The 22,589-nt window shown below is 48.9% G+C and carries 21 protein-coding genes; 2 read left to right on the top strand and 19 right to left on the bottom strand.

Translation table 11 applies throughout. The features are described from left to right. Positions 1–76 precede the first annotated feature (76 nt). Both ftsY and smc read right to left on the bottom strand, forming a co-directional pair. Complete coding sequence (ftsY, locus tag ACXADP_RS11430) at positions 77–1,408, bottom strand: signal recognition particle-docking protein FtsY (protein ID WP_474971478.1); 1,332 nt, start codon at positions 1,406–1,408, stop codon at positions 77–79. Between the two features lie 13 nt (positions 1,409–1,421). Next, positions 1,422–4,982 (bottom strand): chromosome segregation protein SMC, encoded by a 3,561-nt coding sequence (smc, locus tag ACXADP_RS11435; RefSeq protein ID WP_474971479.1) that lies wholly within the window; start codon positions 4,980–4,982, stop codon positions 1,422–1,424. Positions 4,983–5,166: 184 nt separating this feature from the next. Here smc and ACXADP_RS11440 point away from each other — a divergent pair, with 184 nt between their 5' ends. Beyond that, positions 5,167–5,388 carry a DUF1128 domain-containing protein gene (locus ACXADP_RS11440; RefSeq protein ID WP_474968477.1) on the top strand — a complete coding sequence of 74 codons (222 nt, stop codon included), beginning with the start codon at positions 5,167–5,169 and terminating at the stop codon, positions 5,386–5,388. 45 nt (positions 5,389–5,433) lie between these two features. Here ACXADP_RS11440 and rnc read toward each other — a convergent pair whose 3' ends face one another. The 9 genes from rnc to sdaAB form a co-directional block, all read right to left on the bottom strand. Beyond that, entirely contained in the window at positions 5,434–6,126 is a 693-nt protein-coding gene (rnc, locus tag ACXADP_RS11445) for a ribonuclease III (protein WP_027954177.1), read from the bottom strand. A gap of 75 nt (positions 6,127–6,201) precedes the next feature. Further along, positions 6,202–6,435: an acyl carrier protein gene (acpP, locus tag ACXADP_RS11450; protein ID WP_027954176.1), complete on the bottom strand. Its 234-nt coding sequence runs from the start codon at positions 6,433–6,435 to the stop codon at positions 6,202–6,204. 61 nt (positions 6,436–6,496) lie between these two features. Next, positions 6,497–7,237: a 3-oxoacyl-[acyl-carrier-protein] reductase gene (gene fabG / locus ACXADP_RS11455; RefSeq protein WP_474968476.1), complete on the bottom strand. Its 741-nt coding sequence runs from the start codon at positions 7,235–7,237 to the stop codon at positions 6,497–6,499. Further along, the gene (gene fabD, locus ACXADP_RS11460) at positions 7,237–8,178 is read right to left on the bottom strand and encodes an ACP S-malonyltransferase (RefSeq protein WP_474968475.1); all 942 of its coding nucleotides are present in this window, start codon (positions 8,176–8,178) and stop codon (positions 7,237–7,239) included. Before fabD ends, fabG begins: the two co-directional genes overlap by 1 nt. Beyond that, the gene (gene plsX / locus ACXADP_RS11465; RefSeq protein WP_474971480.1) at positions 8,175–9,179 is read right to left on the bottom strand and encodes a phosphate acyltransferase PlsX; all 1,005 of its coding nucleotides are present in this window, start codon (positions 9,177–9,179) and stop codon (positions 8,175–8,177) included. The genes fabD and plsX overlap by 4 nt, the downstream gene beginning before the upstream one ends. A 15-nt stretch (positions 9,180–9,194) precedes the next feature. Continuing rightward, positions 9,195–9,773, bottom strand: coding sequence for a transcription factor FapR (gene fapR, locus ACXADP_RS11470; RefSeq protein WP_242520187.1), 579 nt, complete (start codon positions 9,771–9,773; stop codon positions 9,195–9,197). Positions 9,774–9,940: 167 nt separating this feature from the next. Continuing rightward, complete coding sequence (recG, locus tag ACXADP_RS11475) at positions 9,941–11,977, bottom strand: ATP-dependent DNA helicase RecG (RefSeq protein WP_474968473.1); 2,037 nt, start codon at positions 11,975–11,977, stop codon at positions 9,941–9,943. A gap of 5 nt (positions 11,978–11,982) precedes the next feature. Then, positions 11,983–12,867, bottom strand: a complete 885-nt coding sequence (sdaAA, locus tag ACXADP_RS11480) for an L-serine ammonia-lyase, iron-sulfur-dependent, subunit alpha (RefSeq protein WP_474968472.1) — start codon at positions 12,865–12,867, stop codon at positions 11,983–11,985. A gap of 21 nt (positions 12,868–12,888) precedes the next feature. Next, positions 12,889–13,551, bottom strand: a complete 663-nt coding sequence (gene sdaAB, locus ACXADP_RS11485) for an L-serine ammonia-lyase, iron-sulfur-dependent subunit beta (RefSeq protein WP_474968471.1) — start codon at positions 13,549–13,551, stop codon at positions 12,889–12,891. A 228-nt stretch (positions 13,552–13,779) separates the two neighbouring features. Here sdaAB and ACXADP_RS11490 point away from each other — a divergent pair, with 228 nt between their 5' ends. Then, complete coding sequence (locus ACXADP_RS11490; protein ID WP_027954168.1) at positions 13,780–15,048, top strand: NCS2 family permease; 1,269 nt, start codon at positions 13,780–13,782, stop codon at positions 15,046–15,048. A 60-nt stretch (positions 15,049–15,108) separates the two neighbouring features. On the opposite strand, the gene ACXADP_RS11495 is transcribed toward ACXADP_RS11490, so the two are convergent. The 8 genes from ACXADP_RS11495 to cobA all read right to left on the bottom strand — a co-directional run bounded on the left by ACXADP_RS11495 (position 15,109) and on the right by cobA (position 22,588). Then, complete coding sequence (locus ACXADP_RS11495) at positions 15,109–15,468, bottom strand: YuzC family spore coat inner layer protein (RefSeq protein WP_474971481.1); 360 nt, start codon at positions 15,466–15,468, stop codon at positions 15,109–15,111. Between the two features lie 64 nt (positions 15,469–15,532). Beyond that, positions 15,533–15,976 carry an Hsp20/alpha crystallin family protein gene (locus ACXADP_RS11500; RefSeq protein ID WP_474968469.1) on the bottom strand — a complete coding sequence of 148 codons (444 nt, stop codon included), beginning with the start codon at positions 15,974–15,976 and terminating at the stop codon, positions 15,533–15,535. 69 nt (positions 15,977–16,045) lie between these two features. Further along, entirely contained in the window at positions 16,046–17,764 is a 1,719-nt protein-coding gene (gene cysI / locus ACXADP_RS11505) for an assimilatory sulfite reductase (NADPH) hemoprotein subunit (protein WP_474971482.1), read from the bottom strand. Between the two features lie 40 nt (positions 17,765–17,804). After that, positions 17,805–19,598, bottom strand: a complete 1,794-nt coding sequence (locus ACXADP_RS11510; protein WP_474971483.1) for an assimilatory sulfite reductase (NADPH) flavoprotein subunit — start codon at positions 19,596–19,598, stop codon at positions 17,805–17,807. A gap of 17 nt (positions 19,599–19,615) precedes the next feature. Next, positions 19,616–20,437, bottom strand: coding sequence for a uroporphyrinogen-III synthase (locus tag ACXADP_RS11515; RefSeq protein WP_474968465.1), 822 nt, complete (start codon positions 20,435–20,437; stop codon positions 19,616–19,618). Then, positions 20,412–21,044 (bottom strand): NAD(P)-dependent oxidoreductase, encoded by a 633-nt coding sequence (locus ACXADP_RS11520; protein ID WP_474971484.1) that lies wholly within the window; start codon positions 21,042–21,044, stop codon positions 20,412–20,414. The genes ACXADP_RS11515 and ACXADP_RS11520 overlap by 26 nt, the downstream gene beginning before the upstream one ends. Before the next feature lie 7 nt (positions 21,045–21,051). Next, entirely contained in the window at positions 21,052–21,795 is a 744-nt protein-coding gene (locus ACXADP_RS11525) for a sirohydrochlorin chelatase (RefSeq protein ID WP_474971485.1), read from the bottom strand. Positions 21,796–21,811: 16 nt separating this feature from the next. Continuing rightward, a complete protein-coding gene (gene cobA / locus ACXADP_RS11530; protein WP_474971486.1) occupies positions 21,812–22,588 on the bottom strand; it encodes a uroporphyrinogen-III C-methyltransferase in 777 nt (258 codons plus the stop codon). Position 22,589 lies beyond the last annotated feature (1 nt).

Below are 22,589 nucleotides of genomic sequence, written 5' to 3' on the forward strand. Positions count from 1 at the left end.
TTGTTAAGTGAAATACCTTTACACATAAATATTAACGGAGCAGGTCCATGTGTGTCAAGGTTTACAGCGTATTTTCTTAATCCTCTTCGTACTCCTCTATCATGTCAGCAAACAGGCCATAGACAAAGGCGTGGGCATCAAACGTTTCCAGGTCGGTCACTTTCTCACCAAGCCCGACAAGCTTGACCGGAATTTCCAATTCATTCCGGATGGCAAGGACGATCCCGCCTTTAGCCGTTCCATCAAGCTTCGACAAGACGATACCGGATACGTCTGTTACTTCTGCGAACGTTTTCGCCTGGCTCATGGCATTCTGACCAGTGGTTGCATCGAGAACAAGCAGAACTTCATGAGGAGCACCCGGAATTTCACGTTCGATGACCCGCTTCACCTTGGAAAGCTCATTCATGAGATTGACTTTATTCTGCAGGCGGCCGGCGGTATCACAAATCAGTACATCCGCGCCGCGGGATTCAGCCGCTTTTATGCCGTCATAAACTACGGCGGCCGGATCACTGCCTTCTGAATGCTTCGTGACGTTGACTCCTACACGGTTCCCCCACTCTTCCAGCTGTTCAATAGCGCCGGCTCTGAACGTATCTCCGGCAGCCAGAGTGACTTTTTTCCCTTCTGATTTCAAACGGTGGGCGAGCTTCCCGATAGTCGTCGTTTTTCCGACACCGTTGACTCCGACAAACAAGTACACGGTCAGACCATCCGGATTTTCCGTCAGGCCTTCCACTTCTCCTGCATCGTCGTCTCCATAATAAATGTCCACCAGTTTTTCAGAAATGATTTCCTTGACCTTTTGTGGATCCTGGACATTCCGGCGTTTCACTTCCAATTCCAGCTCCTCTATCATTTCCATGACGGTGGTTACTCCTACGTCAGCGGAAATCAGCACTTCCTCCAATTCTTCAAAGAAATCTTCATCTACAGTACGATAGCGGGCCACAAGGTCATTGATTTTACTTGAGAAGGAATTCCTCGTTTTGGCCAGTCCTTTTTTAAACTTGGAAGCGATCGTTTCTTTCTCTTCCTCTTCCTCTACAGCCTCGGATGGACGTTCGTCCTCGTCGTCATCCACAGGATTGCCGGCTTCAGTTCCGGCATTTTCTTCTTCCTTCTTGTCCTCTTCGGTCCCGGGTACACCTGGATCGACATCCTCTTCCCCATCGTCCTCTTCCGTTCTGGAAGCATGGGAATCAGCGTCTTCCTCCCCGGCAGGCTCTACGTTCACGGGTGCTTCCTCTTTTTCAGGAAGGGATTCAGAAACTTCAGGAGACTCCTCCTCTGAAGAAACAGAGCCGCTGCCTTCTGCAGGATCAGAAGGGTGCTGATCCTTGTTTTCCTCCTCGCCGTCCTGCCCCTTCACAAATTTATCTTTCAACTTTTTGAAAAAACTCATCCAATCTTCCTTTCTATGCTTCCAATAGTTCAGGTGTTTCTTCCAAACGGACGGAAACAAGTTTCGACACGCCCGATTCCTGCATCGTTACTCCATACAGGACATCCGATTCTTCCATTGTTCCCTTACGGTGGGTGATCACGATAAACTGTGTATTTCTGCTGAATTCTTTCAAGAACCGGGCAAACCGGTCGACGTTGGCTTCATCAAGAGCTGCTTCCACTTCGTCCAGAACACAGAACGGCACAGGGCGGACTCTTAATATAGAAAACAGCAGAGCAATGGCTGTCAACGCTCTTTCTCCACCAGATAAAAGACTCAGGTTCTGAAGCTTCTTGCCAGGCGGCTGAGCGACAATATCCACTCCGGTTTCCAGCATGTTCTCCGGATCAGTCAGCTGAAGATCGGCACGTCCTCCTCCGAAGAGCGTCCGGAATACTTCATTGAATTCGGCACGGATCTTCGTGAAGGTATCTTCGAATTTCCGTTTCATTTCCCCGTCCATTTCATTAATGACACTATGAAGGGTTCCTTTTGCTTCCAAAAGGTCATCCTGCTGGCCCTTGAGAAACTCGTAGCGCTCTTTGATCCGCTCATATTCCTCAATAGACCCAAGGTTGACGGTCCCAAGCTCTTCAATGGACCGTTTGATCAGTTTCACTCTCGTTGCAGCCTGATCCACATCTTCAACGGTATCGTAGTCCCGTTTCGCCTTTTCAAAAGTTATTACGTATTCTTCCTGCAGGTACGTGAGGAGATTATCAAGCTCCACGTCCAGACGATTGGCCTTCACTTCTTTCTGCTGGATATCCTGCAGGTAGTTCTGATGCAGCCGGTTGTGTTCCTTCAGAGATGCGTCCTCTTTATGCACATCGGCACTGATATCCGCCCGTTCTTTGCGAAGGGAATGAATGTCTTCTGAGGCTGCCGCTTTCTCCTGTCCAGCATTTTTGATCAGCTCTGTTAATTCTTCTTCGGTTTGATTGGATTCCACCACTTCCATCAGCTGCTGATAAGAAGCTTTATTTCCACGAAGTTCCTGCTCAATCAGTGCTTTCTCCTCTTCATATCGACTGACCTTTTCCTGTTGGTTATGGACGGCCGATTCCTGCTCGGCGAGCTTGATCTGTAGTTCCTGACGCCGTTTTTGAAGAGCTTCCTCATCTTCTTTCTGCCTGTCTTTTGCTGCAGTAAGGGCTTCGATCCGCTGCTGGGTCGAGCCAAGTTCCTCCTCCAGAGAGCTGAGGTTCTCTGTCAGGGTTTGAAGCCTGTCATCCGCCTGTGTACGATCTTGATCAAACTGGGCCTGATCCTGATCGTAAAGGTGGAGCTGACTGTTAATATGGTTCAATTTGACTTCATTTTCCCTGGCATCGGACTGTTTTTCATACTCTTTATTTTTCATATGAGAAAGCTTTTCTGCATAGGACTCCTTCGCTTGTTCCTGTTCACTCAGGCTCTGCTTCAGCTGCATAACCTTTTGTTCAACATCCTGCAGTTTCTTTTCATAATCCTTTATTTTTCCGGTTGTCTCCTGAAGCTCTTTTTCCCTGGTAAACAACGACTGGCCGGATTGTTTCTTTGCTCCTCCCGTCATAGAACCACCGGGATTGACGACATCTCCTTCCAGCGTGACGACCCGGTACTTCCGGTTCAGCACACGGGCAATCGCATTGGCGTGTTCCAAGGTTTCCGCTACAACGATATGACCAAGCAGGTGCTGCACAGCTTTGGCGTACATCTCCGGGACGTGAATCAATTCAGCTGCGACTCCTACGTATCCATCCTGTTGATTCAGCGAACCGGCACCGGTTACATACCGGGGCTGGATGGCTGAAAGGGGCAGGAAGGTGGCACGGCCTTTGTGCTGGGTTTTCAGCCAGTGGATGGCCTGTCTTCCTGCTTTTTCATCCTGGACAACAATGTGCTGGGCCTGAGCTCCGAGGGCCGTTTCAATGGCTGTCATGTAGGCGGACGGAATGTCAATCAACTCAAGGACGGCCCCTTCTATACCGGAGAGGCGTCCATTCTGCCGCGCTTTTAAAACTTCCCTGACCCCTTGGAAATAACCGGAGAAGTCCTCTTTCATATCTTCCAGCATTTCCTTTTTGGAACGCATCTTCTCAAGATACTGATACCCTTTGTACAGTTTTTCCTGCCATTCCTGATACGCCTGCTTGTTTTCATCAAGCGAAGCCGACACTTCCTGGAGGCTGCTTTCCAGTTCGCTGCGTTCCGACGCCAGTTTTTCAAGTTCTGCGGTTAACCGGCTGCGCTCTTTTTCAAGCGTTTCCCGCTCTTCTCTGAGGCCTTGGAATTTTCCACTCTGAACATCTTTTTTAGAATGCAGTTCTGATAGCTGCTTCTCCAGAAGGTGTTTTTCATTACGTTTCGCGGCCTGCTTGTTTAATAGTTCGATATAATCACTTTTTAAATCCTCAATCTGGTCTTCCATCTCCTGAAGGTTCTGATTGAGCGCCTGATTCGTTTCCTTGAGCTCCTGCTTGGATTTCCGGCGGTTTTCCCGCACTTCCTCCAATTTGGATGATTCTTCTGTCGTAACGGCCTTCAGCGTTTCAAGTTTGTTCGAGAGTTCTTCGTAGGCTTCTTCAAGTTTGGATTTGTTCTCTTCGAAATGTTTATGCCGCTCTTTCATGAGCTGCTTTTTACCTTCCAGATTTTCGAGTTCCCTCGTCAGCTCCACCAGCTTTTCCTGAAGACTTTCCAAAGACTCATCCAGCTTTTGAATGCGGTCCCGCTTCGAATCCACAGATTCCTGCCTGGCAGTGATATCAGCCCTCAACGACGCTTCTCCGCTCTTGACCTCTTCCAGTTCCTTTAAAACAACCTGCCAATCCTTGTGGAGACCCTCAATCTGAGTAATTAAAAGGGAAATTTCGATATGCTTCAATTCTTCTTTTTTCTCCAGGTAGTCTTCAGCCACAGCAGCCTGTTCTTTCAAAGGCTCCAGCTGTCCATCGATTTCATGAATGATGTCTTCCACACGGTTCAAGTTCTCCTGAGTCTCCGCCAGTTTATATTCGGCTTTTTTCTTCCGTTGTTTATATTTGAGGACACCGGCCGCCTCTTCAAAAATGGTCCGGCGCTCTTCAGCCTTCGAGCTTAGAATCTCCTCGACTTTCCCTTGGCTGATGATGGAAAAAGCTTCTCTCCCAAGACCAGAATCCATAAATAAGTCGATAATATCCTTCAACCGGCATGTCTGGTTATTGATGTAAAATTCACTTTCTCCTGATCGGTAAACTCTTCTTGTTACACTGACCTCCTGGTAATCCAGGGGCAGGGTCTGATCTTCGTTATCGAGCGTAAGGGTCACTTCTGCCATATTCAGGGCAGAACGCGAGTCGCTCCCTGCAAATATAATATCTTCCATCTTCGCACCGCGCAGGGAACGGGCCGACTGCTCTCCGAGCACCCAGCGGATGGCATCTGTTATATTACTTTTCCCACTGCCGTTCGGACCGACCACAGATGTAACGCCTGAAACGAAATCCACGGTCACCCTGTCGGCAAATGATTTAAATCCAATAGTATCCAACTGTTTGAGGAACATAGTCATCCTCCTGTATCTTCACAATCTTTCATTCACTCAACTAATATATTTTATCATAAACGCTTTCCCTACGGTAGGAAGCCTCCAGCGTTCTTTTCCTTCCGTCAAAGGGTTTCATAATTGGACAAAGTCCTTTATCATATGTACTAAACCGGATGAAGTCAGCCGAAGGAGGAATCAGCTTTTGAGTTTACAAGAACCAAAACAAGAAAATCTTGCATTTATCATTGACGATATGGCCGAAAAACTTCAGGTGGTCAATCGTTCCCTTATGAAACCGGAGGATTATGATTTAGACAAATATGAGGAAATCAAATCCCTCTACGACATCATTAATATGAAGGGACAGCTCAGTGTTTCTGAAATCCAGGCGTTTGTCCAGGAACTGGGCCGGTACCGGCGATGAAAAAAAGGACCGTCTACAGCCGCTTAAGGCTGATGACGGTCCTTTTTAAAATCGAGCGCCTTGATTCTCTAAAGCCTGCTGAGCCGCTTTCTGCTCTGCTTCCTTCTTCGTACGCCCGACGCCGATACCGCCGATGTCATCCTGGATCATCACGTGAGCGATAAATTCCCGGCTGTGTGCTGGGCCTCTTTCTTCCACAATTTCGTACTCAATTTTACTATTTTTATCCCGCTGTATAAACTCCTGCAGCTGGCTTTTATAATCCATCGCATGAGAAAAAGCACCTTTTTGGACTCTTGGATAGACGTAGGTCTTCAAAAAACGAATAACCGCCTCATACCCCTGATCCAGATATAAAGCTCCGATAAAGGCTTCAAATACGTCTGCCAATAGCGCAGGCCTGTTGCGGCCGCCCGTCAATTCCTCGCCCTTGCCGAGAAGAATCAAGTCCTGAAAATTCAGTTCATTGGCAAACTCGACCAATGAGGCTTCGCAGACGATCGAGGCTCTGAACTTCGTCAGCTCCCCTTCGGCCATATCCGGGAACTCCCGGTAGAGATACTGGGAAACACCCAGCTCCAAAACGGCATCCCCGAGAAACTCAAGACGTTCGTTGTCCTCCCGGTCGGTTTTACGATGCTCATTCACATAAGATGAATGCGTGAAAGCCTGCTCCAGCAACGAAATGTTCTGAAATGATTGATTTATCTGCTTCTGGAAACTGGAGAAATCACCCATAAATCACCTTGTCCTTTACTAAAAGTTTCTGAATACAGGAAAGGCTGCCCGTTGAACAACGGACAGCTGACCTTTTTATGACTGGCTGCTTATGTAATTCACAGCGTCGCCAACTGTATTGATTTTTTCAGCTTCTTCATCAGAAATTTCCATATCAAACTCGTCTTCGAGCTCCATTACAAGCTCGACTACGTCAAGAGAGTCTGCTTCAAGATCTTCTTTGAAGGAAGCTTCCATAACTACTTTGGATTCGTCAACATCTAGACGGTCGACGATAATCTGTTTTACGCGATCAAATGTTTCTGCCATTGGAACCTCACCTCCCTTCAGTCATTATAGTAAATTTTGCAGAGAAAAACCATAGTGGTTTTTACATCACCATTCCGCCATCCACATGAAGCGTCTGACCGGTCATATATGCGGCGTCTTCTGAGGCCAGGAAACGGACGACTCTCGCCACATCCTCCCCTTCTCCCAGACGTTTCAATGGAATAAGGGCAAGCATCTGCTCACGCTGTTCTTCTGTAAGAGCATCCGTCATATCGGTGGTGATATAACCGGGAGCTACAGCGTTCACCTGAATATTACGGGCCGCCAATTCCTTGGCATTGGATTTTGTCATCCCGATAACGCCTGCCTTGGCAGCCACATAGTTCGCCTGTCCCGGATTGCCGGAAACGCCGACGATGGAGGCTACATTAATGATCCGGCCGTACTTCTGTTTCATCATCTGACGGGTAACCCCTTTCGTGCAGAGGAAAACCCCTTTCAGATTCGTATTGATAACAGAATCAAATTCCTCTTCCTTCATACGCATGAGAAGGTTATCCTTGGTGATTCCGGCATTATTGACCAGAATGTCCAGGCGGCCGAACTCATCGACGACTGTTTTCACCATCTGCTTCACATCTTCTTCGCTGGCAACATCGGCCTGTATCTTCATCGCTGAACCGCCGCCGGCAATGATTTCCTGCACGACCGCTTCCGCCTTATCTTCACTTCCTGCATAGTTGACCGCCACTTTAGCTCCTTGGCGGGCAAGTTCTAAAGCGATGGCACGGCCTATGCCACGTGATGCTCCTGTAACGAGAGCTACTTGTTCCTGTAACATCAGGCTTCCTCCTTATACCACTTTACAAAATCCTTTAATGAATCTGGATCCTGGACGCTGAACGTCTTCATACGACGCTGGACTTTTCTCACAAGCCCGCTGAGAACTTTTCCCTGCCCCACTTCTACGATGGCATCAACTTCTTCTTCGACAAATGCCTCTAGAATCTGTTGAAAACGCACAGGCGAATACAGCTGCTCTACAAGCAGGCGCTCAATCGTTTCCGCTTCTGTGACGGCTTCTGCCGAAACATTGGCATATACCGGGATGGAGGCATCTCTGATCGTACGGTCATTGAGATGACCCGCAAATTCTTCACTCGCCGGCTCCATAAGACGGGAGTGGAAAGGTCCGCTCACGTTCAAAGGAAGCACGCGTTTTGCGCCTTTATCCTTCAATTGTTCACCAGCTGCCTCCACGCCTTCTTTCGTACCGGAGATGACGATCTGTCCCGGACAGTTGATATTAGCGAGATCAACGGCTTTTTCTCCGTCGAACCCTGTCAGGACATCCTCGATTTCCTCCTGGGAAAGTCCAAGTACAGCGGCCATCGTACCTTTCCCGGTCGGGTACGCTTCTTCCATGAGCTTTCCACGGATATGGACAAGCTGAACCGCTTCAAGCGGATCCAGCGCGCCGGCGGCTGTGAGGGCACTGTATTCACCAAGACTGTGTCCTGCCGTCATGTCTGGTTTGACTCCTTCTTCAGACAGCACCTGCTGGATGGCGATACTGTTTAACAGCAGGGCCGGCTGGGCATTTTCCGTTTTCGTAAGTTCTTCGGCCGGGCCTTCAAACATCAGGGATGTAAGGGAATACCCGAGTCCTTCGTCAGCTCTATCAAACAATTCTTTCACAGAAGGATAGGCTTCATACATCGCCCGTCCCATTCCGACTTCCTGGGAGCCTTGGCCTGGAAAAACGACTGCAATCTTTTTCATTCTGATTCCTCCTTTTCCTTCATCCGGTCCAGCGTACTGGAGATGGTTTCTGTCACATTCAGCTCTACCATTTCACATGCCTGGCGGATCGCATTCAGCACAGCACGCTCATTCGAGGAGCCGTGGGCTTTAATAACCGGGGAGGCGAGGCCGAACAACCCGGCTCCGCCGTATTCACTATAGTCCAGCTGGTTTTTCAAGCCGCGGAGGTCATCTTTCACGAGTCCGGCAGCGATTTTCGTTTTCCAGCTGCTCATAAATGTCTCCTTGATCATGGAAAACATCGTAAGAGCCGTTCCTTCTATTGTTTTCAAAGCGACGTTTCCTGTGAATCCGTCTGTAACGACGACATCAGCCACCCCATTAAGGAGATCGCGGGATTCCACATTCCCGACAAAGTTAATCGGCGCTTCCTTCATGAGCTGAAACGCCTGCTTCGTAAGGTCGCTTCCTTTTCCACCTTCCGTTCCGACATTTAACAGCCCCACTCTTGGGTTGTTGATTTTACGGACGTTTTCTGAGTAAATCGAACCGATGACGGCATACTGCAGCAGATGGGCCGGTTTGGCATCGACGTTCGCTCCAACATCCAGCATTAAAAAGCCTTTTCCGTCCATCGTCGGGAGGGTAGGGCTTAAAGCCGGACGTTCTACGCCGGGCATGCGGCCGACGATGAAAAGACCTGCACTCATAAGGGCGCCGGTATTACCAGCCGAGATGCATCCATCCGCGCGTCCTTCTTTCACTTCTGCCGCAGCCATGACCATGGAAGCTTTTTTCTTCCTGCGAACAGCCCGTACAGGTTCATCTTCCGAAGTAATCACTTCTGTTGTATGTAAGACCGTTATATTCGGCTGATCCTTCAAAAACGGACGGATTTGTGATTCGTCTCCTACGAGTGTGATGGACAAACCATCAATCGTGTCAGCTGCCTTGACAGCTCCTTTCACAATGGCTTCAGGGGCGTTGTCCCCACCCATTGCATCAATGGCTAACTTCATGAATATTCGACTCCTTTACTGATTCGAGCGGTACATTTCAAACGTACCGGCAAACACTTCCTCGTTTCCAACAAAACTGTGGACGCTTACGATCGTTCGCCCTTTATCATCTTCACCTTTGGCCGTCGCCTTCGCTACTACGCGTTCACCCAGTTTGACCGGTCTGGAAAAATGAATCGTCGACCGGGCTGTCAAAGCCAGTTCATCATTGATCAAAGCGACAGCTAGTGAATTGGCCTGGGCAAACAGATGATGCCCCCGGGCGATATGGTTTCTTGAAAAAACGTGTTCCGGACGGATATCCAATATGGAAATGGCACGGTCGTCAAGCTCTAAATCAACGACCTCTCCAATGATTTCTTCAACCGGCAGAGCTTTCACCGTCTCATTCCACTCCTGTGTGGCCACCGATTTAATCCGCTCCCGCAGCTCGGGAATTCCGAGCTCCATCCTGTCCAGCCGGATCGTCTGTATGCTGACACCAAAGGATTTAGCGAGTTCTTCATCCGTTGTGAAAGGCATTTGCTCAATACGTGTCTTCAGTTCTTCCTGACGTACTCTCTTGGTTTTTTTCACACAAATACCACCGTTCATCCAGCCATAAGCCTCGTTTTTATGACTAGGTACTAATAGTAATATATAATACCGGAAACCATAACGCAAGGATTGAAAACCCATTCATTGAAAAAATACGGATGCCCGTCCTAGGAAAAGCGGAAACGAAAAAAACACGCCCCCTGTCAGGACGTGCCCTTTTCCACTCAATCCAGAACATTTTCCATGATCTGCTTATCCTTATAGACGACTTCCTTTAACGAGCTGTAAGATTCATGTTGATCCAGGATGTCTTCTTCAATCATTTCGGCTGCATCTTTTCTTGCCGTTTCAAGCGCGCGGTAATCGTGTACCATATCCCCTACTTTAAATTCAGGTAATCCGCTCTGCTTTTTCCCAAAGAAGTCCCCTGGACCCCGGAGCTTCAAATCCTGCTCAGACAGTTCGAAGCCATCGTTCGTCTCCGTCATGATCCGCATGCGTTCTTTACCGACATCCCCTTTTGGATCAGCAAGAAGAATACAATAACTCTGGTCAGATCCACGCCCGACCCTTCCGCGCAGCTGGTGAAGCTGGGAAAGGCCGAAACGCTGGGCGTCATAAATCACCATCATCGTGGCATTGGGAACGTTCACACCTACCTCCACCACCGTTGTGGAAACAAGGATATTCAGATGATTCTCTGCAAATTCCTTCATCACTTCTTCCTTCTCATCATTATGGAGGCGGCCATGCATCAGACCAACAGAAATATCCGGCTCAAAGACACTGCTGAGCTGATGGTACAGATCAATGGCATTCTGAATATCCAGCTGATCCGACTCTTCAATAAGCGGACAGATGACGTAGGCCTGGTGTCCCTGATCGATTTCCTTCTTGATGAAATTCAAGACCCGGTCGGTCATTTCACCTTTCACCCAGTAGGTCTCTACAGGCTTACGTCCCGCCGGCATTTCATCAATGACACTGACATCCATATCACCAAACGCCGTAATGGCCAGCGTCCGCGGGATAGGTGTAGCCGTCATGAACAATACATCGGGGGAAAGACCTTTGTCTCTCAAGGTCCGCCGCTGTTCTACACCGAAGCGGTGCTGTTCATCTACAATGACAAAGCCGAGATGACTGAATAGGACTTCATCTTGAATGAGCGCATGTGTTCCTACAAGAATATCAATCTCCTCCGCTTTGACTGCTTCGAGGATTTCCTGGCGTTTCTTCCCTTTAATAGAACCAGTCAGAAGCTCCACCCTTGCCCGGCCTTCAAACATGGCCGACAAAGACTGATAATGCTGTTCCGCCAGAATTTCCGTCGGAACCATTAAAGCCCCCTGGTATCCAGCGGTGATGGAAGCATAGAGAGCAATCGCCGCAACAGCGGTTTTCCCTGAGCCTACGTCCCCCTGAAGCAGGCGGTTCATACGGTGGGGACGTTTCATATCCTTCAAAATTTCCGCAAGCGAGCGCTTCTGTGCCCCAGTCAGTTCAAAGGGCAGGGACTGGACAAAACCGGTCAGCTTCTGATTATCATACCTTTGAACAATGCCCTGCGTCGATTCACGGTTATGCTTACGCAGCAGCTGCATTTTCAGCTGGAAAATTAAAAATTCCTCATATACGAACCGGCGCTTGGCGTGTTTGAGCATCACCCGGTTTTCCGGATAATGCATCTGATGCAGGGCCTCCTGCCGGGGTGGGAGCTTATAAGCGAGAGCAAGATCCTCCGGAAGGATTTCCTTAACCGATCCACCATATTCGTGGAAAGCTGCCGTCATCACTTTCCGGAGGGTATTCATGTTCACCCCTTCCTTTAATGTGTAGACGGGCTGGATCGGCGCCTGACTTTTCGACTCCCCTTTTTTGAATTGACTGACCGTCACTTGAAGACGCTGCTGATCCCATTTCCCTGTCACTGTGACGGTGTCCCCCTGCTGCAGCTGCTTCTTCGCAAAGGCCCGGTTGAACATGACCGCCTTCACAGCAAAATGCTCCACCTGCAGGGTAAAGGTCAGCCTTGATTTCTTCCGTCCGTAATAGCTGACGACAGGTTCGGAGACAATCTCCCCTTCAATGGTCGCTTTCTCGTTATGATCCAGTTCCGTCAACGGTTTGACTTCATAGGAATCATAACGATGTGGAAAATAAAACAAAAGATCCTCCACCGTAAACAGCCCCAGTTCGTTTAAATGGGACTGCAGTTTTTCGCCAACTCCTTTGATTTCACTAATCGGTTGCTGCAGCACATCATTCACTCTTTCTTTAAAGATATTCCGTACACTTTTGCTTCGAGTTCGCGTCCGGTCGGCGTCGCAGCCAGTCCACCCTGGGCGGTTTCCCTGAAAGCTGACGGCATCCGCTGCCCTACTTTATACATGGCATCAATCACTTCATCACATGGAATTCTGCTCTTCACACCGGCAAGGGCCATATCTGCCGCTACAACAGCGTTGGAAGCCCCCATGGCATTTCGTTTCACACACGGGACTTCGACAAGTCCAGCAACAGGATCGCAAATTAATCCAAGCATATTTTTCAAAGTGATCGCCATAGCTTCGGCAGACTGGGAAGGCGTGCCTCCTGCCATTTCCACAATAGCCGCGGCAGCCATTCCAGCAGCGGAGCCGACTTCTGCCTGACATCCACCCGCAGCCCCTGATATCGATGCATTATTGGCAACAACGAAACCGAAAGCACCTGAGGTGAACAAGTACCGGACCATCTGCTCACGTGATGGATTCAGCTGATTTTTAACGGCAAACAAAGTACCCGGCACACACCCCGCACTGCCGGCTGTCGGCGTGGCGCAGATGGTGCCCATAGCCGCATTTACTTCGTTCGTGGCCACTGCCTTACTGACGGCGTCCATCAACAGCTGACCTGACAACGGGGTATGGTTTTTCATGTAATCCTGAATGAGTACAGCGTCCCCTCCGGTCAATCCACTGTGGGACTGCACACCTTTCAAACCATCTTCCACTGCTTTTTCCATGACGTCGAGATTCCTTTCCATATGGGCAAAGACCTCTTCCCTGGAAAGCTGCTTCACTTCCATTTCCTGACGAATCATCACTTCAGATATTTGTATCTGCTCACTTTCAGCAAGCTCGATCAGTTCTGCTACATTGCGAAACATGCGAACACTCCTTTTGTATGTCTAGTCTGAGATTTTAGCCACTTGAGTAATGTGGTCTGCGCGTTCCAGTTCATTAAGTATGGAATCATCAATATTCTGGTCAACCTCAATGACCATCAAAGCCTGCTCCCCCTGGGCTTTTCTGGATACTTCCATCCGGCCGATATTGATTTCATTTTTTGCAAGGACCGCTGTCGCTGATGCAATAGCTCCGTAACGGTCGTTATGAATAAGAAGGATAGCCGGGTGGCTCCCCGATAACCGGAGTTCAAAACCATTCAATTCCGTGATTTCAGCCTTGCCTCCTCCAATGGAAATGCCGACAAGTTCCAGTTCCCCGTCTTCATCGCCGATCTTTACACGGGCAGTGTTTGGATGATCGGTATGGGCATCCTCTTCGTGAAAACGGATTTTCATGCCTGAAGCTCTGGCCGTTTCAAGGGAAGTGCTTATCCTTTCATCATAGGTTTCATAGTCCAGGAGACCACCAATAATGGCTACATCCGTCCCATGCCCCTTGTAGGTTTTAGCAAATGACCCGTAAAGATGGATATGGGCGTACTTCGGCTCCCTTCCGAATAAATGGCGGGCAGCCCTGCCGATGCGGGCCGCTCCTGCAGTATGCGAGCTGGAAGGCCCGATCATAACAGGACCGATGATGTCAAACACAGATCTATACTTCATTAAGATCCCTTTCCTTTCTATATAAACCTGAACAGGTAAGTGATGAAAACGCTTACTACATTCTAACATTCCTTTATCATCTTATCACATTCCACTTTAATCTTCCTTCCTTTTCGTTCCCTCCATATTTTGACTGGTTGATTGTTTTCTTTTGAGAGAGTAGAATAATAGATTGTGGGTTACTCGGTAACCGGGCGGGAGAGGGATAATTTCATATGAGGGATTGAAATGCTCAATCAGCAACATCAACAGGCGGGCTGGAAAAAAGAAGGACTGGCAGGTTTGATCGGTTATTTCACAACGGTATATATTGTAGCCGTCAACAGTCAGATTCTGGAGAGTGCGGGGCTGCCGCTTGAGAGCGGTATGGTTGCTACTATCCTTGCCAGCGCGTTAGGCTGCTTGATCATGGCTTTTTATGCGAACGCACCGATGGTTCTCATCCCCGGGATGGGCGTCAATGCGTTGTTCGCCTACTCGATTGTCGAAGGAACGGGCATGTCCTTTCAGGAAGGACTCGCTGTCGTGACGATGGCTTCCATCATCTTTCTGATCACTGCTTTCACAAAGCTCGGCGATTGGCTGAAACATGCCATTCCCGCTTCTTTGAAGCATGCCATCACCGTCGGGCTTGGGCTTTTCCTGACGCTGATCGGACTCGAAAAGGGAGGCCTCGTTGTCAAGGGGGAACATTCCCTGATCACGCTTGGCAACCCGTCATCTGCCATGGTGATTACCAGTGTCATCACCTTATTTATCGGGATTTTTCTATTCTCAAGAAACGTCCCCGGCAACTTTTTAGTGACGATGATTGCCGGGACCGTACTGGCCCACTTCACGGGGCTGCTCGGGGAAAGTGGAAAAAGCATCGATATCCAGGAACAGAGCTTTCTGATGCTGCCGGACTTTTCCGGAATCTTCGGGTTTGGTTTCTGGATGGCGGTTTTCCCGTTGGCGATCGTTCTCATCTTCGAGAATATGGGGCTGATCCACGGTCAGCTTTCCATGCTCAATCAGGAGGACAAATTTAAACGGTCCTATCAGGCAACCGCATTTTCCGCCTTATCCACTGGATTTCTGGGTACATCACCGACGGTTTCTTCCGCAGAGAGTGCTGCTGTCATTGCATCCGGAGGAAAGTCAGGGAAATCGGCGCTGACCATGGCCGTTCTATTCGGAGCCACCCTGTTTTTGATCCCATGGATTTCCATGGTTCCATCTTCAGCTATTGCTCCGATCCTGATCATCGTTGGAGCCCTAATGGTTCAGAACATCAAGGAAATTCCATTTGATCAGCTTTCTGAATCCATGCCGGCGTTTTTAATTATCGTGATGATTCCTTTCACGTATTCCATCGCTGACGGAATGGCCTTCGGCTTTATAGCCTATCCGATTGTAAAGCTTGCCCTGGGCAGGCATCGGGAATTGTCCACCCCTGTCGTATTCATCGCCATGATCTTTCTCGTTGAATTTATCGTACGCTCGCTTGGACATTAATGATTCATGTAGTTTAAAAAAAGCTTGAAGAGAACGTCATGACGTTCTCTTCAAGCTTTTTTATCTCCAGCGGAGTACGAGTGTCAGCCGGCAGCAGTCACGTCTGCTGTCCTGTGATCCAAGGGTGACCTTCAGACGATCCGGATTATATGTGGTCTGAAATGAACTTGATACATATTCACCAAGCAGACCGTCCACTTTTTCATGATTGGACTGTTGAGCCGCCATCATGATCTGCTCAGCATAGGATGCATCGTCGTGAATTTTCCCAACCAGTCTTTCCGCATCCTTGATGAGTTTCTCCATTGAAACGGCGGATTCTCTGAACAAAGAGACTTCCACCTCTGGATATGAAGGTCCGGGTCTTTCATAAATCGGAGTGACCGGCCTCCAGCTATAGGGAACCCAGTAACGGTGCACAGCCTCCCCCCTTCCCCTTCATATATACCACTAAAAAAAGAAGAGAAGCCGCTACACTTCCCCTTTACCTTTCAATTTGTATGGACTCCAACGGCCCTCTTTTTTGAAAGACAACCTTCAATACCCCGTTATGGAACGAAGCACGGCTGCTGGTGACGTCAGCTTCAAATGGCAGCTCGATCATCTGTTCCCGGGTCTTTCTGAAGTGGGTCCGGCTGTAGTAATCGCGCCCTTCATCATTCACTTCCCGCAGCTGCTGTTGTTCGATAAGAATGCGCAGCTGCCGGCCGGAGCGGTCAATACGGATTTGATTTTCATCCACATCCGGAAGGACAGCTTCAACGACGATCTCTCCGTTTGATTCATAAACATCGATAGGAATCGCATTTTTTTGGGAGAAAGATTCTGCTGCATGAAGGGACTGATCAAAAAACGAGTCCACGGCCCGAACCAGATCCATAAACGTATGCTCAAAAAAACCGGGGAGCTGACTCTTTTTATCATCCATGTTACTACACCTCTCTGCCTGTCGTTTCCCCTACAAGATATGCAGAGAAAGCCGGCAGGTGACACATGATCAGGAGGTGTGGAACTCTGTGCCTGACGAAACGGCCTTCACATAACCGGCTCGGATGACGAAATCCCCGAACTTTTCACCTTCGGAACGGTTAAGCGCAAATTCCTTAAACATCTGCCTTAACTCGAGGAGAATTTCTTCTTCCCCGATGTTTTCTTTATAGATTTTGTTCAAGCGGTCTCCTGCAAATCCAGCCCCTAAATACATGTTGTATTTCCCCGGTGCTTTCCCGATGAATCCAATTTCACCAAGAGCCGGCCGGGAACATCCATTCGGGCAGCCCGACATACGGATAATGATTTCTTCATCTGAGAGCCCGTATTCATCTAGAATATCTTCCAATTTATCGACGAGGGACGGGAGATATCTCTCCGACTCTGCCATCGCCAGTCCACAGGTCGGAAGAGCGACACACGCCATGGAATTCCTCCTCAGCGCTGAATTCTGCCTGCCATCGGTCAGTCCGTACTCATCGATGACCGCTGATATTTCCTCTTTCTTTGCATCGGTCACACCTGCTATGCTCACGTTCTGGTTCGGAGTTAACCGAAAGTCGCCTTCGTGAATACCGGCAATTTTTCTCAATCCGGCTTTCAACTGGTATTCTTTTTCATCTTTAATCCGGCCGTTTTGGATAAAGAAGGTGTGATGCCAAGTGCCATCAGCGGCTTTGATCCAGCCATAACGGTCCCCATTATGATCGAAATGGTAATCCCTTGCTTCTTCAAGTTCCCAGCCGAGACGGCTTTCCAGCTCTTCCCTGATCCAGTCCAGCCCCATCCGGTCAACGGTATACTTAAACCGTGCATTTTTACGGTTGGACCGGTTGCCGTAATCGCGCTGGATGGTGACGACTTTTTCAGCTGTTTCGACTATTTTATCGACCGGGCAGAAGCCGATGACACGCGCTAACTGGGGATACGTATGTTCGTCGCCGTGAGTCATCCCCATCCCTCCGCCGACGGCGATATTAAAGCCGGTGAGTTGATCATCTTCCACAATCGCGATAAAACCCAGGTCCTGCGAAAAAACATCCACATCATTGGAAGGGGGAACGGCCACACCGATTTTGAATTTCCGCGGAAGATATACAGGGCCGTAGATTGGTTCCTCTTCTTTGCCGTCGGCAACTTTCTCCTCATCCAGCCAGATTTCATGATAAGCTCTTGTTTTCGGAAGAAGGTGCTCACTTACTTTCTTCGACCACTCATACACTTCGTGATGAACATTGGACTGATCCGGATATACGTTGCACATGACATTCCGGTTCACGTCTCCGCAGGCGGCTATGGAATCCATGAGCGCCTGGTCCATCCGTTGAATGCTTTTCTTCATGTTCCATTTCAGAATGCCGTGCATTTGAAAGGTCTGTCTTGTCGTCAGTTTTAATGTTCCGTTTCCATACTGATCAGAGAGTTCATCCATTGTCAGCCACTGTTCCGGTGTGGCTGTGCCTCCTGGAAGCCGGACACGCACCATGAATTGATACGCTGGTTCAAGTTTCTGTTTTTTTCGTTCATTCCGGATATCCCGGTCATCCTGCATGTAACTTCCATGGAACTTCAACAGTTTTGTCTGGTCATCCGGGATGCTCCCGGTAATGGGATCCTGAAAGCTTTCCACGAGAGATCCGCGCAGCAGCCGGCTTTCCTCCTTGATTTTTTCCATTGCGTCCGGTGGTCCCTGTGTCTGGTGAGAGGGGTGATCGGATTTTGTCATGCTTTGTCCTCTCCTTTCGTTTTCTTCATTTCAATGATGGTTAATACACATCTCTCTGATAACGCTTCTGCTGTCTAAGGTCTGCCATATAGGCTTCTGCTTCTTCCTCAGTCCTTCCGGATTCCTTCTGAACGATGGATACAAGGGCCTGATGGACATCTTTGGCCATATGTTTTTCATCCCCGCATACATACAGGTAAGCTCCTGCTTCCATCCACTCAAAGAGTTCTCTGCTGCGCTCGGTCATTCTGTGCTGTACATACACTTTTTCTTCGTTATCCCTCGAAAAGGCGACATCCATCCTGGATAAAACGCCATCTTTGAGCCAGCGCTGCCATTCGGTTTGATAAAGAAAATCCGTCGTGAAATGCTGTTCTCCGAAGAATAACCAGGTATTCCCTTCTAATCCCATTTCTTCTCTCTCTTCCAGAAATGACCGGTACGGGGCGATTCCAGTTCCAGCACCAATCATAATGACAGGAGCAGATCCATCTTCCGGCAGCTTGAAGTTGGAATTTTTCTGGACAAATACATCTACGTTTCCGCCAGGCTCCATCCGTTCTGCACACTGGCCTGAACATACACCAAGCCGGTTCCTTCCGTGGCTCTCATACCGAACCGTGCCAATAGTCAAGTGAACTTCGTCCGGGTTCGCTTTCCAGCTGCTCGCTATGGAGTACAGACGAGGCGGGATTTTGCGAAGTTGCTGCACCAGTTCTTCTGCTCCAAGGTTCCATGGACCGAAGTCTGTGAGAACATCGAGAAGATCTCGACCGTCCATATACGTTTGAAGCGCCTCTTTGGATGCAAGGATTTCCTGCAGTTTTTCATTACTGGTGAAGGTTCCCAGCTTTTCGAGCAGCGGTTTAGTAAGCACAGTGATCTCGAAATGGGACAAAAGGGCTTCCCTTAATGCACGGACCTCTCCGTCTTTATTAAGGGTAACGGAAAGCTCAGGATCCCACTGCATCAGAGTAATTAATTGATCGACCAGCTTCTCTTCATTAAGCGGGTAGATTCCAAGACTGTCCCCAGGCTCATATGCAAGATTGGAATCTTCCAGATCCAGTTCCAGATGCCGGGTCTCTTTATTGGAACCACGGCCGTTCAAATTGATATTTTCCAGCACTTCCGCCGAAAACGGATTTTTCTTCGTATACACCGGTCCGGATGATTGGGGATTGGGAGCGGCCTGCACCTTTTTACCTTCTTCAGCTGTTTCCAGAGAATTGATGACTTTATTGATCCAGTCCTCCGCCTCTTCATCATAATCGAGGTCGCAATCCATGCGTTCTACGATACGTTCTGCTCCAAGCTCTTCCAAACGTTTATCAAAGTCTTTACCTGTCTGACAGTAAAATTCGTACGAGCTGTCCCCAAGGGCAAGCACACTGTAGCGGACACCATCCAGTTTTGGTGCACGCCCGCTGTAAAGAAATTCATAAAAGGAGAGCGCATTATCCGGAGGATCGCCGTCTCCATGGGTACTGGTAATGATCAATAGATCTTCTTCCTTTTTTAAGGACTTCGGTTTGTACCGGTCCATATCTTCGACAGAAACCTGCAGTCCGTTTTCCTTCAACCTGCCGGAAAACTTTTCGGCAAGCTCCTGGCAGTTCCCTGTGTGCGATCCATATAAAAGGGTGACGTGTCTTGTTTCCACTGCCGGGACCCCTGCTTCTGTTTCCTGTGCTGCTCCACTTCCACGGTCTGCCCCTGCGGCCAGATAGCCGCTGAGCCAGATTTTCTGCTGCTCATTCAATGTTGGGAGCAGCTGGTTCAGTAACTCCGTCTGCTCTTTATTGAACGGACTGTTGATTACTTGTAACGACAATTCTGTCACCTCCATAGTCAAAAATGAGCGGCCGTGTGCGCGCCCTCCCGGTAATAACGCTCCAGCGCTACAATCATAGCGCCCATCTTCGCTTTTTCAGGCTGCAGGACATAGGAAATCCCCTGCTCTTCCAAAGCGGCTGCCGTTACCTTTCCGACAGCAGCAGCGAGAACATTTCGATTAAAGGCATCGACGACCGGCTGCTGCTCTTTCGAAAACAGCTGTTTTACCTGGGTTTTACTGGTGAAAACGACCGCATCAAGATTTTCCTTTGTAATTTCTCTTCGCAGCCTACCTAAAATATCGGGATCCGGAGGCAGGAATGAGTAGGGTTTTGATAAATAAACATCGTATCCCATTTCCTCAAGACGGTCTTTTAAGGCAGCATCATCCAGGTTATAGGCTTGTAAATACACACTTTTTCCTGCTTTTGCGGTATTATTCTCCATATAGGACAACAGCTTTGCCATTGTCCCGTCTTCAGCGATCCATTCATAAGCGAGGTTTTGTTCCTTCAACCAGTCAGCAGTTTTTTGACCGCGGATGAGCAGGATTTCATCAGATAATTTTTTTACAAATGAACGGCGGTGACCAATGCCTGCAGCAGCCTCTTCCAATGTCCGAGCCCCTATACCAGTCGTTAACAAAACATAATCAAAGGGCTTTTTTAAATAATGATGAACATCCCGACGGGCCGTTTCCTGATTATATTGCTGAGAGCCTTGGATGGGATAGCCGGCGGAGCGTCCATCCATATTACGAATCAGCCTGGCAATTTCATCCGCGCGCCGATCAGCTGCCACCCCTATCTTTTTACCGGCCAGACCTTTCACAGTCATCCGCCTCCTTCTCCTTATGTATTTCTTCCAGCAATAACTGCTGATTCACCTTGGATTGACAGGATTCTTTCAATCCCTCCTCCAGATAAAAACGCCTCCGGTCAGATGAAAAGCCGGCATGTCGAAGTTCATTCCTTAACGTGAACAAAAAATCGACATAACTCCCGTAATCCTCCGGAAACTGCTCTTCAAACCTCTGTTTAATTTCGGCTGACAACGAAGGGCTGGCCCCGTTTGTTGTGACAGAAACAGAGAGTCTTCCCCTCTTCATATGGGCAGGAAAATGAACATTCCCGCCTCCATTGTCTGCACGGTTGAGCAGCGGAACGTCTCCGGCCTCAGCCGCCGCTTGTTCATTCACCTCAGGCTGATCAGCAGCCGTAATGAGCAGAAAAGCACCGGACGCGTCCCCTTTGAAATAAGTCTTCTGCTTCCACTCAAATCCCCCCTTCTCCCATAACTGACGAAGGGCTTCTGTCAATTCCGGACTGATCACCGTCAGTTCCGGACCCTCTGACAAGAGAGATTTCAAACGCTTCTCTGCTACTCTGCCACCTCCGACAATAACGACCTTCTTTTTGTGTAAATCGATGGATAAAGGCTTCATTAACCGTTCACTCCGCTCTGGACATTCGGTTCAGCGCTTCCTTCACCCTGAATTGAAGTGAATGTTCCATCGCCGGGTGATCCTGCAGATGATGGGCGGCAGCAGCTGAATATCCTTGTTGGACAGCCTGATAGACTTCCTCTTGAATTTCTTCCATCAATACACCGGTAAACCAAAGGTATGGCACAACGATTGTATGTTCGTAATCCTCGATGGACCGGTGGAAAGCCTCTGGAAAACGCGGGGAAAGAGCCGCGAGGTAACAGACCTCCACGTGGGAATGATTGATTTCATCCTTCAGCAGCTGCGCAATTTTTTTGACGGCTTCTGGTGTATCCGGGTGACGGCTTCCTCTTCCCACCAAGAGGATATTCGTTCCTTTTTGAACCGGTACATCCGTTCCCTGCACACGTTCAGCGAGCGCTTTTATAATCGATGGCTGCACTCCCAGAGGTTCTCCATAGGAAAACGTCAGGCCGGAGTAAAGGCGGGAGATTTGATCAATCTCTTCAGGGATATCTTTATAATAGTGACCAGCACTCAAAAGCAGGACCGGCTGTACAACGATGCTGGATGCTCCCCTTTCCACAAGGCGCCGCACCCCTTCTGATATATCAGGTTCAGCGAGTTCCAGATAACAAATCTCATAAGGCAGATCATGCGCTTCCGCTGCACGGTGTAAAAAGTCCTCTGCCTGGGTGGTGGCTGCTTTTTTTCTGCTTCCGTGACTTACATACAGGACAGCTTCCATCCTCATCCTCCTCTTCCTAGCCTACAATCGTTTCCGCAGATACACGGGCGTCCTCACCGGCCGGGTCGAACCATTGGAGGTGGCTGCTCAGCTCCACCACTTCCCCCACAACGATCATGGCAGGGTTTTCGATAAAACGGCTCTTTTCTACAATCGTATCGATTGTTCCCTTCACCATTTTCTGGCTGTTCGTCGTTCCATTCTGGATAAGGGCCATCGGCGTATCTGGAGACCGCCCATATTTTTTCAGCCGATCACAAATCTCCGGAAGTCTTTTGACACCCATGTAGATGCACAGCGTATCCATACTTTTGACGACCCGCTCCCAGTACGCTTCTTCATCTGTTCCTTTCTTACTGACCCCGGATATGAAAGCGACCGACGAGCTGTATTCCCTGTGGGTGACCGGAATGCCGGCGTACGCAGGGGCAGCCGTCCCGGATGTAATTCCTGGAACGATCTCAAAAGGAATGGACCTTTTTGCAAGAGCTTCTGCTTCTTCCCCTCCGCGGCCGAACACAAATGGATCTCCTCCTTTAAGGCGTGTGACCACTTTCCCTTGAAGGGCGTATTTGACAAGAAGATGATTGATGGTTGACTGGGACAGTGCGTGATGATCGGGCCTTTTCCCACAGAAGACGAGCTCTGCCCCTGCTTTCGTTTCCTCAAGAAGATCCTGATTGATGAGCCTGTCATACAGAACAACTTCAGCCTTCTGGACAGCTTTAAGACCTTTCACGGTAATCAAATCAATGTCTCCAGGACCTGCACCTACGATATATACTTTGGTCACG

It is taken from the genome of Halobacillus sp. AWH4_228 (assembly GCF_056158365.1).